7 protein-coding genes are annotated in these 18,537 nt (G+C 52.4%); all 7 read left to right on the top strand.

Features of this window, described 5'->3' with window-relative positions; genetic code table 11:
* Positions 1 to 200 precede the first annotated feature (200 nt).
* The 7 genes from F605_RS0101510 (at position 201) to secA (ending at position 18,466) form a co-directional block, all read left to right on the top strand.
* A complete protein-coding gene (locus F605_RS0101510; protein ID WP_156005226.1) occupies positions 201 to 3,878 on the top strand; it encodes a leucine-rich repeat protein in 3,678 nt (1,225 codons plus the stop codon).
* A complete protein-coding gene (locus F605_RS0101505) occupies positions 3,826 to 9,081 on the top strand; it encodes an MSCRAMM family protein (protein ID WP_022864145.1) in 5,256 nt (1,751 codons plus the stop codon). The genes F605_RS0101510 and F605_RS0101505 overlap by 53 nt, the downstream gene beginning before the upstream one ends.
* The gene (locus F605_RS0101500; RefSeq protein ID WP_022864144.1) at positions 9,074 to 10,645 is read left to right on the top strand and encodes a SpaH/EbpB family LPXTG-anchored major pilin; all 1,572 of its coding nucleotides are present in this window, start codon (positions 9,074 to 9,076) and stop codon (positions 10,643 to 10,645) included. Before F605_RS0101505 ends, F605_RS0101500 begins: the two co-directional genes overlap by 8 nt.
* A gap of 295 nt (positions 10,646 to 10,940) precedes the next feature.
* Entirely contained in the window at positions 10,941 to 11,981 is a 1,041-nt protein-coding gene (locus F605_RS09230) for a class C sortase (RefSeq protein ID WP_022864143.1), read from the top strand.
* A 116-nt stretch (positions 11,982 to 12,097) separates the two neighbouring features.
* Positions 12,098 to 13,003, top strand: a complete 906-nt coding sequence (locus F605_RS0101490) for a universal stress protein (protein WP_022864142.1) — start codon at positions 12,098 to 12,100, stop codon at positions 13,001 to 13,003.
* A gap of 1,328 nt (positions 13,004 to 14,331) precedes the next feature.
* Entirely contained in the window at positions 14,332 to 15,525 is a 1,194-nt protein-coding gene (metK, locus tag F605_RS0101485) for a methionine adenosyltransferase (RefSeq protein WP_022864141.1), read from the top strand.
* A 163-nt stretch (positions 15,526 to 15,688) separates the two neighbouring features.
* Positions 15,689 to 18,466 (top strand): preprotein translocase subunit SecA, encoded by a 2,778-nt coding sequence (secA, locus tag F605_RS0101480; RefSeq protein WP_022864140.1) that lies wholly within the window; start codon positions 15,689 to 15,691, stop codon positions 18,464 to 18,466.
* The last annotated feature ends 71 nt before the right edge of the window (positions 18,467 to 18,537 follow it).

The raw sequence follows: 18,537 nt of genomic DNA, 5'->3' as shown, positions 1-18,537 counted from the left end.
GATTTCCAGGACGTATGTCCTAGTGTCAGAAATAATTTTTAAAAAGCAGCCGTAAATGCGTAAAAATCTAAATATTTTACGACCAACTATCTTCCCGAACCGTTGCGAACAAAAGATTAGTTTACTATCATGGAAATGTAATACGTTGAGGTGAAATTAGCTGCCATAGGTGGCGGCTGACCCGTGTTAGAGGTGTTTACGTGGCAAGTAAGACGCTTAGTAGAAGGCTGGTTGCTTCGCTATCTGTTTTGGGGTTGTTGTTATCGTCTTTGCTGGTGATTGTGCCGATGACGGCGCCCGCAGCAGAGCAGCCAAATGCCAATGACCCCACTTCCACCAGTACTAATACCTCCACTAATAACAACTCCGCAAAGCCTGCTGCCAACGCCACTAAACCTAGCCCGTCCGCATCCAAAAACCCTGCAACCGGCAACCAAGCAGCCCCCTTTAACTTCGAAGATCCCAGCGCGGGCGTTCCTCCGGCACTTCGTAGCCCGATTCCGATGCGGGGAGGGGTGCCGACTGACCCTCGTTTCACTTTCAACGGAACGGAAATCACCGGCCTGACCGATGCCGGTAAAACGGATCTTAAAAATAATCACGAACTGACCATCCCCGATGGCACCACCAAGATCGCGGCGGGCGTATTTTCGGGGCTGAAACTCACTAAGGTCACGCTTCCGGCTTCGGTGACGGAAGTAGGCGACCGCGCCTTTTACGATAATGCGATTACGGAACTTACGGCTCCGGGGTTGCAAACTATTGGCGAGGGCGCGTTCCAGAAGAACCAGCTAACTACTTTCGCTTCGGATACGGTAATCAGCATTGGCGAGGGCGCGTTCAGCGATAACCAGTTAACCAAGGTGAATATCACCGACGCCCGCCCGGATGATCCGCAGAACCCGCCCCAGCGGTTAACCACTATTTCGGCGAATGCTTTCCGTGACAATAAACTAACTGAGGTCACCCTGCCGAAGTATGTGACCGAGATCGGCGCTAGTGCTTTTGCCAATAACCAGCTGAAAACGATCAATTTGCCGGAGAACCTGCAGACAGTAGGCCAGGAGGCCTTTAGCGGCAACCAAATTGAAAAGGTGAAGATTCCCGCTACTATCACCACCTTTGGCAAGGAAGTTTTTTCGAATAATAAGCGCTGGGTGGTGCTAGAAAAAGCTGACGGGCAGCCCTCGCTCCCGGCCGCAGTAAAGTCCGAAAAGTACGATTCCGGCTTTGGTCAGGTAGCTGCCGAGGATGCAGTCTCGATCACCATTAACTACATCGATGCTGATACTAATAAGCCCCTGCGCAGCCCGCAGGTGCTACAAAGTGAGTTCACCGAACCGGACGGAGTCTATTTCGCGGGCGAAAAAAACACTATTAAGGCGCCGCAACTGGCTGGCTACGCGGTGACTCCGGCTTCTCAAGATATTACCCCGCAGTCCGGAGCGGAAAATGCGGTTACTTTTACCTATAAGAAAACTGATTTCTCGCCCAAGATCAGCGGGGAAATCGTCAAGCATATTCCCCAAGGTGGAGACGGTTCCAAAGCAGCTTTGCTGGCAGGGGTGACCGCAGAGGATATTGACGGCAACGATATTACTGCCTCTCTGACTGTCTCTCCAGAAAAAATTGACACCAGTGTGCCAGAGGCTACCTACGATGTCTACTACACGGCTACTGATTCTCAAGGGCGCACTAAGACGGTTAAAGGCAAGGTGGCAGTAGGTCCGGATTGGCCAGAAAAAACCATTTGTGCTGGTTGGCAGGTAAAAGATTTCACTTACAACGGGGGAACCATCACTGGGTTCAGCTCTACCGGTAATCAGAAACACAATGGTGGGAAGACCGCTGATCCCTGGTGCTGGCCGACAGTAGGAGACAAAGGGCAACCTATTACCGCCATTGGTGACCGAGCCTTTAATGGTAAAGGTCTTACCCGGCTCCCGGATTCTTGGGGTTCCATAACCAGTATCGGGAACCAGGCGTTTGCATCTAGCAGCTTCACCGAGGTGCCTAAATCTTGGGACAAAGTTACTACCATTGGCGATTCCGCCTTTGCTGGACCTTCAGGCTATCGGGGAGGAGAGCTTAAGGCTCTGCCTAAATCTTGGGGAAATGTAACTACCCTGGGGGAAAGTGCTTTTTCGAATAATAAGATTACTGCGCTGGAAGCTCCGTGGGGGAAGATAACCAACCTTCCAAAAAATGTTTTTTCCAATAACCAGATAGCTTCAGTGCCGGATTCTTGGGGCGATATTACTAATATCGACGAATCTGCGTTTTATAAAAATCAGATTACTTCCTTACCCGATTCCTGGGGCAAAGTAGCTTCTCTAGGCAGAAGTGCGTTCTCTGACAATAAGCTCACTGCTTTGAAGGCTCCGTGGGGCAAGATCACTACCCTGCCAGACAGCGTTTTTGAAAATAACCTCTTAACATCACTCCCCGCTAGCTGGGGGAAAATTACCTCCATCGGTAATAGCGCTTTTTCCCAAAATTATTACAATAGATCTGAATCGATGGCACTCCCGGATTCGTGGGGGGAAGTTACCTCCATTGGGAATCAAGCGTTTGCAAATAACCCGAACACTGCCCTTCCCGCGTCTTGGGGAAAGGTATCAAGGCTAGGTACTAAAGCTTTTTATAACAATAATATTAAGGCCGTACCCAACTCTTGGGGCAATATCACCGCCCTACCTGAGAGCGTATTTGAACAAAACGAAATAACCTCGCTACCGGATGACTGGGGATTGGTTGCCACTCTCGGCAAGAGTGTATTTGCCAGTAATAAGCTAGTTGCTCTGCCGGATTCTTGGGGCAAGATCACCACTATCCCGAGAGAGGCTTTTTTCAAGAACGAACTTGCGTCGTTGCCTGCTTGGGGCCCAATCACTAGCATCGGACAAGCCGCTTTCCACCGAAATAGGCTGACTGTACTCCCGGACTCTTGGGACAATGTCACCACTATTGAGCCGTGTGCCTTCGCTGGGAAAAAGGTCTATGACGACGGTACTTATCCGCAGTTTTCGGAGAATAACAGTTGCTATTCCAATCCCGGTTCAGGCGATACCAACTTTAACCAGATTCAGTCCCTGCCTTCTTCTTGGGGCAAGGTAAAAACTATTGGATTCCACGCTTTTATGGGCAATACCCTCACCGGTCTGCCGGACTCCTGGGGAGAGGTTTCGACCCTCGGTGAAGAGTGCTTCAAAGATAATAAAATTACTGCTCTGACCGCTCCCTGGGATACTTTTACTCAGATTCCCCGCGGCGTGTTCTTGAATAACGAAATAACAACTTTACCGTCGTCCTGGGGAAACCTAAAGGACATCGGTAGCTATGCCTTCACGAACAACCGCCTCCCGGCATTACCAGCCTCCTGGGGCGAAGTGGAATACATCAGATATGGCGCATTTGCCAATAACGCATTAACTTCTCTTCCAGATTCTTGGGGGAATGTAAAGAGCCTGGGGTTGCGGGTACCGGGTAAGGATCGTCCTGCGCGCAACGAGCCGGCTGCGGGGGTATTTGGGCGAAATCTCAAACTCTACGAATGGGACAATCCGATAAACAAGGACAAAGATAAAAATAGGATTACCTCTCTTCCAGAGTCTTTAGAAAATATCGTTGAACTAGGGCAGAACACTTTCTATGGGATGCCGATTGAAGATCCCGTGTTTACGGTTCCGGACACTCCCTTAGATAAACCAGATAGTGACTTAAAGCATCCATATAACCGCTTGGAGCGCATTAGGGCTCTGTTCACCCAGACCTGGTGGGGGGGGAGGCAGAGGCTCCTACGCCGGCTTCAACGGTCCAGTTTATTTGCGGCCAGAGTCAGGGAAGAACCCCGACAATATCACCGGTTACGGTGGTGATCGAGGCATCATTATCCTCACCGATTCCCAGGTGCGGGTACGCTACCTTGATCAGCAAACCGGTCAGCCGGTAGCTCCGGAAATGAACCGTCCAATTAACAGCCGAGAGGGCGATAGTAACCAAAATTATGTGCTAGTTCCTCCCATGGTGAAGGGATATTCGCTGCCTCCTACCCAGACCATAAAGCTAGATGGTAATGACAAGGACATAGTTTTCCGTTACCAGAAGGCTCCTGCCGAGTTGTCGGGTTCTTACGCCCGTCTGAATTTGACCGGAAAAATAAACCAGCCAGGCTGGCCCGAGTCCAACGAGCTAGAAGAGCAGTTCGGCAATAATATGCGTACTGACATCACCTACGGTGGGGATGCTGGCACCTCGATAGTTAAGAATGGGACCATCCGGATAACTTATGATCCCACCCGGGTAGAAGTTGCGGATTGGGATAATACTTCCAGCCAATACTTCCGATCAGTAAAGGTAGTTGCCCCAGGAGTCCTAGAAGTTAAGCTGAGGCCGAATTACGATAGCTCCATACGAACAAGTATTCCTATCTACTGGCGTATAAAGAAGCGGATTACCGCCTCGGATGCAGTGTTCCCGGTTAAGGCCGAATTGCTTGATACCGCCTCGGATGGGAAGCAGTATGTGTTGACCCCGCACCCGGCTTCTAAACCGGGACCGGTGAACCTTAAAGGTTACTATCCGCTGCCTACCTTCAAGAAAGATACAGTCGGATGCGAACTTGCTGTATGCAGGGACTACGATGACGATCCGGAAGGGGACGTCAGCACCTCTGGCAATAACGCGGTCACCTTTACTTTTGAAGTAGAGAAAATGCTGCGGAACGTGCGGGGTTACACCATCACTGACCAGTTGCCGCTATATACGAAGACAGATGGTACCCAAGCGCGTGCCCAGTTCGTAGCTTCTGAAAACCCGGGGTGGAAGCTAGGTGACGATCAGGTCACCCTCACTTACACTAATACCCAAAAACGTCTGACCACGGAATACTCAGGTCTAGGGAGCTTGAAGTTGCATTTCCCGGGGGCAAAGAAACAAAAACGGATTGATAACCACGCCGATTTTACCCTCACCCCCGAAGAACAAGGTCCGAAGGAACCGCTAATTACTGGGGCGGCAAATACTTACTTTAGCTTCTATAAACCGATGGAGACCGCACCCCCCGGCGTGCCCTTAACGAAGGTTGCTGCCGGTCCGCACTTCCGTGATGGAGTCGCGGTAATCTACGACAGCAAGCAGGATCGTAATACAGAATTCGATTGGAATGTACTTACCAGGAACACATCGGATACTCCTGTCACCCTAAATCTTAGGGACTTCGACCTTGATGACCGTTTACAATACACCGCTATTACTCCCGACCCAGTGTTTGTAGGGGGCAAACTGGAGATTATTAGTCCCACTGGTGAACCGGATACCTATCAAGTTCTTTATTCGGTTGGTATTACGGGAACTGACCGTATCGACCTGCCGGAGAATCTTACCTCCTACCAGAACGTCCAGTTGCGGTGGAGCAGCGTTAAGGCAATGCAGCCGGGACAAAGCACTATTACCAAGATTCACACCAAGCTCCGTGACCCGAATCAGAACCTCTGTAACGGACTGAAGTGCCAAGCTGACCTCAGAAATAAGGTACAGGGCGGAGAACGTATCAAAGAGGCTCATGTCAAGGTGAAGCCCGAGGGCAAAGTTCTTAAAGCTCGTAAAGTGAACACTTTTGCCAAGGCAACTATAGCCGGTAAAACCGGTACCTATACCGTGGGTGCCGAGCTGGAAACCGATTATGGTGATCCCTTGACTGCTTTCGAGCTGGTAGATGTGCTACCCAAGGGCTTGGAAGTTAACCGGGTGACGCTAACTCAAAAGTTTGCGGAGCTGCCCGGAGCGCGTTATGAGATCCTTTCCAACTTCAATGGCACCGGACGCGTAGCGGTTCGTTTCCAAGCCGACCAAGTCACGGATCCGAACCAGGTATACAGTGTGGGACAACTAGAGACCACTATTACCAATGGTGTTATCGACGGTGACATTATTAACGAAGCGTTTGTACGGGCGCAGGGAAATGTCCGTTACCTAAATGAAGTGAAGAACCCGATTGCGGGTACGGGAACGTGGTCGAAAGCGGAAAATACCACCCGAGTCGCGGTTGGGGATGAAACCTACATAACTAAGCGGATTCGGGAGCGCAAGCCCAATGCCCCCTGGATTACCGAGATTAGAACTGTCGGGGGAGCGAACTTCGATTATCAGCTGCGCTTAGGCTACGGGACGCGCCCGGAGCAAAATCCGGTGGTCTATGACTTACTGCCGGTGGCAGGTACTCCTGCCCGCAAAGGTTCCACCCTGATTAACCAGTATGATCCCAGCGGGCGAATCAGCTTCCAAATGGCTGATGGAACGGCTGCTACTGGTTGGAATACCTTCTATACCTGCGATACTGGTATCGCGACGAAATATGACCTGGATCGTGCCAACTGGCAGAGCACTCCTTGCTCGGCGGTAACGGGGTTGAAATTCACTAATACCAACCCGCAGCAGCCGCGCAGCGAAGTGCGGATCACGGTACCGATGATTGCCGGCCCCAAGGGCGCGACTCCGCTTTCCCAAGAACATTTGGGTAAGCAGGCGATAAATGATTTCTGGAGCGTGTCTAGTTCTCACGAAGGGAAACTGGAATCCAACCCGGTGATTAACACTTTGGTGCCGCCGGCGGTAAATATTGAGCTGACAAAGTACGGATACAAAGCCGAGCCCTTACAGTCAGCGCAGAAGAAACTGCTCGCAGGAGCCAAGTTTGGCCTCTATGATAAAGAGGGCGCGCTCAAAGCCACCGCTATCTCTGGCTCTAACGGCAAAGTCAGGTTTACGAATGTGAATGCCGCCCCGGGTTGGACAGTGCGAGAAATCGAGGCTCCGACCGGGTATGCAGTAAGCGATAGAGCATTTATGCTGTCCGCCACCGACTTTAGTGCGACTAATTTTGATTCTGCTACCGGCACCTACCAGATTAAAGCGCCTGATGTTACCAACATGGGCAAATGGTATCCAGTCGAGCCGATTCGTGGTACCGCCGAGTTTAAAAAGGTGGATAAGAACGGTCAACCCTTAGCGGGAATCGAGTTCACGATTACTCCGCTACCGGTGCAACAGAACGATGGCACCATGTTTGTGCCGAACTCAGCTCCGAGGACGGTGCGCTCTAACGATGACGGTGACGTAAAGTTCTATGGCATTCCTGCCGGTAAATGGCGCTTAACCGAGAATCCGGGTGATCGTCACCTGCAGCCGATTGCTCCGATTGACTTTACGATTACTCGTTGTTCCACGGGATGTACTCAATTCCGTGGGTTGAATCTGACGTTCGGCTTCGGGGATCTTGGTCTGGTTTTTAACGATAAAGGCTCGGTGTCCTTGTCGAAGCTAGGCGTGCGCGGCATGGCTGATAAGAATAAGTCCTTTGGCCAGTGGAAGCGCGGTGACGGGGTGATTAAACCCGGCGCGACCTTCGCCCTCTATAAAGGCAATACTGCTTCGGCTACCAACCTGGTTACGCAGGTAACCACCGGGGGACCAGACGCTAATGCCATCTTGAAGGATCTGGTGATTAACCAGGTCTATACTCTGAAAGAAATCACGGCTCCTGCCGGATATGTCAAGAACGATGCCCCGCTGCAGTTCCAGATTGATGAGGCCGGCAAGCTTAAGGATGCTGCCGGGCATCTGTTGTTCGAGCAAAGCGAGCTACTGGTGCCCAATGAGGAACAAAAGCAACAGTCTTCGCTGGTAGTCACCAAGGTTGACCCCAATGTTACCGGCGATGCCCGCAACCTTGCTGGCGCCGAGTTCGGCCTATTCAAGCAGGCCGACGATGGTTCTTGGCCCGCCGAGCCGATTAAGAAGGCAACTACAGTCGATACCGGGCAAGCAGAGTTCACCGAACTGGATGGCGGTATTTACCGGGTGAAAGAGCTGAAAGCTCCCATCGGGTACTATGTTGACCCCCAGGCGCAATACGATTTCATAGTTGATGATTATAAGGCGCAGCAGTTTACTTGGACGGCCAATAATAATCCTTCTCGCCTGCGGGTTTTCAAGTTCGAACCCCTGGTGAAGTCGATTGATGAAGCGGCAGCGGACAAGGTGGTGTCGGGCACTCCCGGCGCGGTTAAAGTGCCAGGCCAGGTGGCAGGCACCTTCAATGTGGTGATTCCGCTTTCCGGTGCCAAGTTCACCTTGTATGAAGAGGACGAGTCGACGGAAGTGGCTACCAACCTGGTTACTGGTAGTGACGGTTTGGTTAACCTGCCGGCAACCGTGAAGCTGGATCCGAACAAGATCTATAAGCTGAAGGAAATTCAAGCTCCCAGCGGTTATATCCTGAAATCTAACCCAATTTCGGTGAAAGTATCCGACTATGCCCTGCTAGAAGGGTTTACCGGACTGATCACTATGGAGGTGCCTAACACTAAGGACACCGGCAGGATCACGGTTTCGAAACTATCGAAAGAAACCGGTAAGCCGCTGGCGGGTGCGGAATTCACCCTAACGGCGCCTGATGGAACCAAGAAGACGCTGGTTACTAACGAGGTCGGCCTCGCCACCTTTACCGGCCTTACTTTCGGCGTGAAGTATAAGATTCAGGAAACTAAGGCTCCGGCGGGTTATATGACCACTGATGAAGGAACAGAAGTTACCCTGACCGGCGACAATCCGCTAATAACTTTCAAGCGCTATAACCAACTATCCGAGACCGAGGTGGAGCTTAATAAAGTCTCCGATGCCGGTACCGCAATAGAGGGAGTGGTCTTCGAGCTTTCTCAGGAGGGCGCGAGCGGAGCTGCTCAGACTTTGACTACTGATAAGAACGGGAAAGTTAAGTTCAAGGTGATACCTGGACAAAACTACACCTTAAAGGAAACCCAAACCAGCAGGGGTTACGCCCTATTGCCGCAGCCGGTGAACTTCACGGTAGACGGTAGCGGGAACGTGACCATTATCAGTGGAAAAGGAAATGTAAATACCGTTAGTGGCGGGAATGGATCCCTGACTGTCACTAACTACCCGGAAGGGAAACTTCCCTTGTCGGGATACGCCGGTGCTTTAGAAGTGTTACTTCTAGGGTGCCTGGCATTAGGGATTGCTATTGTAGTCACTCTATTTGAAAGGAAGAGAAGTGAGTAAGAAAAAGTTATTAGCCGTGCTAACCGGCATGGTGATGGCCTTTATGGGCCTGGCAGGCGTCGGCGCCGCCAGTGCTGATACTACGTTGACCCCGGGTGCATCGCAGCCCACTACCGCATCTTTGACGGTGCATAAGTATCTGGGTGCGACTACGAATTTGAAACACGATGGTACCGCGATTGACGCTGCCGAGCTTACCGGTAAAACACCTTTGGAAGGGGTTAATTTTAAGCTCTACAAGGTTGAGGGCGTTGACGTTTCTACCAATGACGGTCTGAAACTGGCTCAAGAAATTGGGGAAGTTTCTTTGAAGGACGATGTAGTCACCACCGGGATCACAGTTGGAGCTACCACTTACAAGCTGGCCGCTAACCCGACGACTATGACAACTGGCACTAATGGGGAAGCTAAGTTTTCCTCTGTACCCAGGGGTCTGTACGTCGTGGTAGAGGATCTAGCCGGATCAGGCACGATTAAGGCTGCAGGTAAAGAGGTTAAGAAGGAAAAAATCACTCCGATTGCCCCCTTCGCAGTTACTTTGCCGATGACCAATCCCGATGGCAAGGCCTGGAATAGCGACGTACACGTCTACCCCAAGAACCAGGAAAATGAACTGGATAAGAAGGTTGTAGACAAGGGCGTTACTACCCTGAATCAGGGCGCTGCAAACGGTATGGATGAGTTTAAGTATGTCTTGACCACCAAGTCCACGGGCGCTGACGTCAATGGCGATGGCAAGATGGATGCCGCTGACCTGGGTAATCTATACCAGATTGTCGACCAGCTGCCCGCCAATGTGGAGTATGTAAAGACTACCGCCAAGATTAACGACCAGACTACAACCGATTTTGATGCCACGACCGTTAAGGATGGTACTCCCGAACGCACCACCGTCACCGTCGCCTTCAAGGGTGCCGGTCTAAACACTATTGCTGGGGGTGCCAAGATCGAGGTTACTCTACACGTTAAGCTAAAGAGCGTTCCGGCTGATGGCTTGACCAAGAACACCGGTAAGTTGTTCCCGAATGATTGGTCTAAGAAGAACGATAAGCCGATTAACTCTCCGGAGGTTGAGACCCGGCACGGCGATATCGTAATCAAGAAGGTTAACAGCGCGGACGAGCCTCTGGCTGGCGCTATTTTCAGTGTCCACCTGGATACCTCGGCCAAGAAAGATTGCTCCAGCTATGGCCCGACTATCAAGACCTCGAATGAGACCGGGGCAGATGGTCTAGCGAAGATCTCTGATTTGCAGATGACTGACTGGATTGATGGGGTAGAAGTACCGGAAGCGAACCAGGTACCCTACTGCCTCGTTGAGGAACAAGCTCCGGCTGGTTACCAGATTCTGCCGCAGGCTATTAAGTTCTCGCTTACTAAGCCGGGAACGGTTACTGATCTGTCTACCGCCAAAGCGGGTGACGGTAACTTCGTGCAGATTACCAACCACAAGAACCTGGGGCTGCCGCTGACTGGTGCGCAGGGGATTCTACTCGTTTCGGCTCTGGGACTAATCCTAGTTTCCATCGGCGTGGTACTAACCGTTAAACGCCGTAAGGACTAGGCGCAAGTCTAGGAAAACTACTAATAGAGTGAACAATAGCCCCTAAGACCAAAGAGGGGGCGGTGCAGATGGCTGCACCGCCCCCTCTTTGCGCCCTCAAAATGGAAACTGCGTGCCAGAGAAAGCGGCAGAAAGCAGACCAGCTGACTAGGGGAGAAGCAGCTAACTAAACAAGCAAAAAGCCCGATGTAGACTGCGGGAAGCTCAAGCATCCGAGTTGGGTTAAGAAAATACCGAGCCAGCTAAAAGAATAGTAAGGCGTAAACAGCTAAGAAAACGAGGGGAGGGAACCGCGGTGCGAAAAACTTTAATCATCATTTTGACAGCAGTGGGAGCCCTGCTCTTGCTGTATCCGGTAGTCGCTATTTTCATTGGCAACGTGCGTATTGGGGAAATCTCGCGCATGCAAGCGCAAGAAATGAAACAGATGTCTGCCCATCCTGATCAGTCTCAGGCGCTGCTGAAAGCGGCACACGAATATAACCACAATATCCGTGGCATCCCCATTCTTGACCCCTACCTCTACCAGATGACTAAAACCGGGTCGGAAGAATATCAAGAATACCTAGCGACCCTCCCTGGAGACGTGATGGCGCGGCTAGTAGTGCCCTCCGCAAAAATCGACCTACCGGTGCGGCACGGCACCGAAGATGACGCGATTGCCCGTGGCGCCGGGCATCTTTTCGGTACCGGACTGCCAGTTGGAGGTAAAGGAGTAAACGCCGTCCTCACCGCCCATTCCGGGATGAGAACCGCCAGTTTGTTTGACGGGCTTCACGATGTCAAAGTCGGCGATATTGCCTACGTGCAGGTGGCAGGAAAAAAGCTCGCCTATAAAGTCCGCGCTATCCACGTAATCAAACCCACCCAGTTAGAGTTATTCCATCCCGTACCGGGCAAAGATATCCTGACCCTGTTCACCTGCACCCCCTACGGCACTAACACCCACCGCCTGGTAGTTACCGCCGAACGTATCCCCCTCAAGACAGCGCCCCCGATGAACGAAGAAGGACCCACCTGGTGGGATGCGTTGCGCTGGTGGATGATCCTCCCGATACTTATTTCCGCAGTGGGAGGGACTATCGTGGCGCGGTACCTGCGAAACGGCCGTAAAAAAGACGATGAAGAAGATAACCTCGAGGAAGCAGAAAATCTCGCGCAAATAGGTAGATTAACCCGGGCGGAAAGAGCAAAGAAGTTCCGGGAATCGCGTAAACGTAAAGCATCGCGCCATTCCGCAGGGTCGCGTAATTCCGCTCGCGCCCCCAAAGCTAGCAAGACCGGCGCAAAAAGCCACCAAACGTCTCTTCAGGAAAAAGAAAAAAGCTTCACCTGAACACCATCCGTTTCGGCCTTAGTTTCAGCGCGCACGGTTCATTTCAGAGTAAAGGCGCCCTCAGGTCTATAAAATAGGAGTCAGCAGGCATAGGCGCAGCAGAAGGGGGACAAATCATGTCGGGAAAAGAAACTATTTTAGTGGGCGTTGACGGCTCCCCAGAATCTTTAGAGGCCGCGGAATGGGCGGGTGTGCGCGCCCAGCAAAGCGGCAGCAAGCTGCAAGTATTATGTGCCTACGCCCTGCCTTCCTATACGGCAGCCTCCATGGATTCCGGATTCGCAGTGGTAGACAATGATGCGATTCGCGAAAGTGCGCAAACCGTAGTTGACGAAGCTATCGCCCATCTCAAAAAACTAGGCTATCAGGCCGAAGGGCGGGTGGAGGCGGGTGATCCCACCGCGATTTTGGTGCAACTGTCGCAGGAAGTCGATCTGATTGTGGTCGGTACCCGGGGAGGCGGCGGGTTCACTGACCGGTTATTGGGGGCGACCTCTTCGGCTTTGCCTGCCTATTCTCGCTGTCCAGTAGTGGTAGTACCGCGGCGGGGTGCGGATGACCAATTCGTGCCAGTAAAGAAAATCGTGATTGGATTTGACGGTTCCACGCGTTCCCGCAAATCCTTGCGCTGCTCTATCAAAGAAGCCCAAGTCTGGGGCGCGGAAGTAACCGCCGTGGATGCGGTTCCCCTGGCATCATCCGCCGGGATCTTGTCCTGGTTGCCGGCAACGGTAGATCGCGACAGCATTTTGCGGGATGTACGTGACCAACTTAAACAAACTTGTAAGGAAGAAACCGCTGATAGCGGGGTGAAAGTACATTCTCACGCCCTAGACGGCAATCCGGCGGCGTTGCTGACGGAATTTTCCACCGCCGTTGACCTGGTGGTGGTAGGTACTCGTGGAGGCGGAGGATTCGCAGGTGCGCTAATGGGTTCCACCTCGCAATCTATCTTGGCTCATGCCGCCTGCCCCGTAATGGTAGTACCCACTGGCGACCGCGAATCCAGTGCCGAGGAATAGTGGCGGCTACTGGGTGCTAGCGGTCTGTTGCCACAGGTAGCGTCATATTCTGGTCGGGTGCTGGGTAATCAAGGCGAGCAGGGTGTCGTTGTGGTACAGGGCAGGGGATAGCTGCTTGTCTCGGATTGTATTGTTCGCTGTGTTATGTGGTGGCGTAGTCAGCACTGAAAACTGAGCATTAGAAGCGCAAGTGCAACGCAAATGGTTTCGTTGCGCTTTGCGTTGCAGCGCAAACCGCAGGATTCTTCCTAGTTTTGTTCTCCTCTTACCGTTCTTCACGAGCTTATGTTCGCACACACCACAAACTGGTCGATTACAAGCACTCTTTACGTAATATGCTGCCAAAGCGAATTTAAAGAGGTATAGCCCCTGATCAGACCCCCAAAATAACGATTTTATACACGCAATTAAGGTATTAAATCTGTATTTTTTCGAATCAAAATGAGTTTTTCTGGCTCCGTCGTGTTGGTTCCCGAGACTCTACTGTCTGCCGCAAGCTTTATCGTCCTGGTGCTTACCCGTCTTACCTGCGGATATTCTTCTTTCTTTGGTTTGTTGGTGCCGCAGCCTCCTAGTGAACGTGCAGGCAATTAAAGGTTTATATGAAATACACCATAAGTTAGCTATGTGTCGTGAAAGTGGTGTTGCGGGACTTTTATGGGGCGCGAATGTCGCCCCAACGCCCAAAATGTGCTGTTTTATGCTTAAAAGCATTTAAAAACGCCAATTTCGCGATAAAAGTTACAAAAGAATACTTAGTTGTATTTAAAAATAATGGAAATTAAGTGTTTAATTTAATGAATTTTCCTGTCGCATTTCTAATTTCAATTTCGATGAATTACGCAACAAAGTTATCCACAGGTTGTCGTCAGATATGCCGGTGTTGTGGCACCAGGACAGATCGTCAAATCTGGATAAAGCTCAGATATTTGTTGTCTTATTGCCGTTTTTAAGCACCCCGTACTCTCGTCTCTTCAACGCCGCGCAGGATCTGGAACTGACTTTTCAACAATTCACTCTGGAGGGTGGAAGTGTCCTAGGGGGGGCGGAAATGTCGCGGGAGGGTGTAATCGTCTCTGGAGGGTGGAAATGTCGGCATTGTACCTGTAGTGGCTTGTGAGGGCGTGCAGAATCGCCCTCCACGGACAAAATCACCCTCCCGGTATCAGAACACCCTCCGGCGCGGAGAAGGTGACATAAACACCCTCCCGGTACCAGATCACCCTCCGGCGACGTTTAAGGGCGTATTATGGTGACTTCTAACGCTTAACTCTGCTTAAGTCCCTCCTATTTCCCGCAACCGCCAGCGCTGCCATAAACTGGAGACTATGAGCGCAAAGCAGTCGATTTTTACTTCTGAATCCGTCACCAGCGGACACCCCGACAAAGTCTGTGACCGCATCGCCGACACCATCGTGGATGCCTTGCTAGAGCAAGACCCGGAGGCGCGGTCTGCCGTGGAAGTGATGGCCACTACCGGGCAGGTGCATCTGGCCGGCGAAATCACCACTTCTGGTTACGTTGACCTGCAGACCCTAGTGCGCGGGACCATTAACGAAATCGGTTACAACTCCTCTGATATTGGTTTCGATGGAGATTCTTGTGGAGTGCTGGTGTCTATCGACCGTCAGAGCCCCGATATTGCTCAAGGAGTGCAAGACTCCTGGGAAACTCGCGAAGGATCAGCGGTAGATGCTTTTGACCAGCAAGGAGCCGGCGACCAAGGGATGATGTTCGGCTATGCCTGCAACGAAACCCCCGATTTAATGCCCGCCCCGATCTGGCTGGCGCATCGCTTATCTAAGCAACTCGAAAAAGTCCGGCGGGAAAAAATCCTCGACTACCTATGCCCTGATGGGAAAACTCAGGTAACGGTACGTTACGAGGACGGGCGCCCGGTAGGGTTAGACACCATCGTGCTCTCCACCCAGCATCGCGCCTCCGCAAACCTCAAAGACCTGCGAGCAGAAGTAAAAGCCGCCGTAATCGACCCGGTCATTGCCCAGGTTCCGTGGATTGAAGATAGCAATTTCCGTACCCTCGTGAATCCAGCGGGACGCTTCATCTTGGGAGGCCCAGCTGCTGATACCGGAGTTACCGGTCGCAAACTAATCGTCGACACCTACGGGGGAATGGCGCGCCACGGTGGAGGCGCCTTCTCTGGAAAAGACGCTTCTAAAGTTGATCGCTCCGCGGCCTATGCGGCCAGGTGGGTAGCCAAGAACGTAGTGGCGGCCGGACTTGCGGATAGGGCGGAACTGCAGGTGGCATACGCTATCGGTTCGGCGCACCCGGTTTCGATAGAACTGGAAACCTTCGGCACCGAAAAGATGGATAAAGCCCAGATCCTTCAGGCCGTGCGAGAGACCTTTGATTTGCGACCGGCAGCAATTATCGATCGTCTGTCGCTGCGCCGACCTATCTATTCTCGTACCGCCGCCTACGGGCATTTCGGACGTTCCGGGTTTACCTGGGAAGATACCGATGTGGCGCGGGAGTTACGGGCAAAGTTAGGGGCGTGAAACAGCGGGCAAAGCTGGGGTGGGACCATCAGCCGGTCAAGCTTGGAGCCTTAAAACCAGTACCACCAGGCGCTACGCCGAGAGGAAAAACTAAAATAACTAATCGTGCTTTTTGCCGCAGCCATATAGAATCGGTAAACGGAGCGAACACACGGGAGAACTAATGTCGTTTTTTGAAAAGATCCTGCGGATGGGTGAGGGACGGATTCTCAAACGCCTAGACCGGACAGCTCACGAAGTTGTGGCGAAAGAGGAAGAATACGCTGCCCTCAGCGACGAAGAGCTAAAAGCCAAGACCGCTGAATTCAAAGAGGCGCTGGCAAACGGGGCAAGTGAGGATGAAATCCTGGTGGACGCCTTCGCGACTGTGCGGGAGGCCGCCTGGCGCGTCCTCAAACAAAAGCCCTATCACGTGCAGGTGATGGGAGGTATCGCCCTCCATAATGGCAATATCGCCGAAATGAAAACCGGTGAAGGTAAAACCCTGGTCGCCACCATGCCCAGCTACCTCAACGCTCTTAGCGGCAAAGGCGTGCACGTAGTCACGGTTAACGACTACCTCGCCAGTTACCAAAGTGAACTGATGGGGCGCGTCTATCGCTTCCTGGGACTAACCGTAGGTTGTATTGTCAACGGTCAAACCCCCACAGAGCGGGTAAAACAATACCAAGCAGATATTACTTACGGCACCAATAACGAGTTCGGATTCGACTATCTGCGCGACAATATGGTGCAGCGAGTAGAAGACATTGTGCAGCGCGGACATAACTTCGCGATTGTCGACGAGGTCGACTCTATCCTGATTGACGAAGCGCGAACCCCGCTGATTATTTCCGGTCCCGCCCAAGGCGAGGCTGATCAGTGGTACAACAAGTTCGCATCCCTGGTAACCCGCCTAGAAAAAGATATGGATTACGAGGTCGACGAAAAGAAACGTACCGTGGGGGTCACCGATGTGGGGATCGCCGCGGTCGAGGATTTCTTAGGAATCGAGAACCTCTACGAAGCCTCCCACACCCCCTTGATTGGCTTCCTCAACAACGCTATTAAGGCAAAAGAGCTGTTCAAACGGGATCGGGACTATATTGTCCGCAACCGGGAAGTGTTAATCGTTGACGAACATACCGGGCGCGTAATGGAGGGTCGACGCTACAACGAGGGCATGCACCAGGCGATTGAAGCCAAGGAACACGTTCCGGTGAAAGCCGAGAACCAGACCTTGGCTACCATCACTTTGCAGAACTATTTCCGCCTGTACAACAAACTTTCGGGCATGACCGGTACCGCGGAAACCGAGGCGGCCGAGTTCATGAACACCTACAAGATCGGGGTAATCCCAATTCCGCCCAATAAGCCCATGATCCGCATTGATCAGCCGGATTTGGTTTACCCTTCCCGGCGCGGCAAGCTCAAGGCAATAGTTAACGATATTAAAGAACGTTACGAAAAAGGCCAGCCGATTCTGGTAGGCACCACCGATGTTGCCAAGTCGGAAGAACTTTCCATCCTGCTAGATGAGGCCGGGGTGCCTCACAACGTGCTCAACGCCAAGCAGCACGCCCATGAAGCCCAGGTGGTGTTCGATGCCGGACGTAAAGGCATGGTTACCGTGGCCACCAATATGGCCGGGCGTGGTACCGACATTATGCTCGGCGGCAACCCGGAACATATCGCGGATCAGAAACTGCGCGCGCGTGGCCTGGATCCGGAGGAGAACCTCTCCGAATGGCAGGAAGCCTGGGAGGACGCCCTTACCGAGGCCGAGGCCGAGGTAGCCGACGAACACGAAGAGGTAGTTGAACTGGGTGGACTCTACGTCCTCGGTACCGAACGTCACGATGCTCGCCGCATTGATAACCAGTTGCGCGGGCGTTCGGGACGTCAAGGTGACCCCGGGGAATCCCGCTTCTATCTGGCGATGGATGACCCGTTGATGATGAAGAACATGGCGGCGTTCGTTACCCGGTTCATGAACTCTTCGCTCTACCCCGAGGATCTACCGCTCGAATCCAAGATGGTTTCCGGGCGTATCCAGTCCGCGCAGCACCAGACGGAAGCGCAGAACTTCGAGATCCGTAAAAACGTCCTCAAATATGACGACGTGATGACTGATCAGCGTGACCTGATTTACACCGAACGTCAAGAAGTGCTACATAAAGAAATCGATCTCGATGAGCTGATTCCTTCTTACCTGCGGACTTTGATTAAAGAGGCGGTTACCCACGCCACCAGTGAAGGCGCCGATTCTAACGAATGGGATTTGGAAAAACTGTGGAACAACCTGCGCGCGGTTTATCCGGTGCGTGCCTCGCTTTCGGAGCTCAAAGACGAGGACGGCTCCTTCCTGCATATTTCGGCTACTGAGCTAGAACATATGCTGCAAAACGATATTGCCGATGCCTATGAAGAAATTCTGGATCAGGTAAACGAGAACCCGATTGCGATTGATCAGTTGGGTGACCAGCCGATGGCAGAACTGGAACGCCGGGTGCTGCTGGCTACGGTGGACCGCCTGTGGCAACAGCACCTCTACGAGATGGACTACCTCAAAGAAGGTATTGGTCTGCGAGCAATGGGGCAGCGTGACCCCCTGGTGGAGTACAAGTCCGAGGGCGCGCTAATGTTCGAAAACATGATGGGACAGGTGAGGGAAGATACTGTCACCGGGATCTTCAATTTCTCCCACCAGTTCCAGCAGGTCTATGAGCAGCAGCTAGAGGTAGAAAAGCAGCAAGCGGAGCAAGCCAAGAAGAAGGCACTGGCGGAAGGCTCGGTAATGGGGGATACCGGACATAAGGAATCCTCGGAAACGGTACCGGCTGGTGCGGGAGCAGCTGGGCAAGGCTCAGCTTTTGGTGCCGAGGCCGCGCGGCAAACCGCCGCGCAAGGCGGTAACCGTGCTCAGCGCCGCGCGCAAAAGAAGCGCCAAAAACGTCGCTAAACTTTCCCGGAGGTGCCGTTAGCGCTAAGGCTAGCGGCACTTTCTGGAACTTCTATTGGCTGCTGCAGATT

Source organism: Varibaculum cambriense DSM 15806 (assembly GCF_000420065.1).
GTDB classification, from domain to species: Bacteria; Actinomycetota; Actinomycetes; order Actinomycetales; family Actinomycetaceae; genus Varibaculum; species Varibaculum cambriense.
This window is presented reverse-complemented; position numbering and strand designations above follow the sequence as displayed.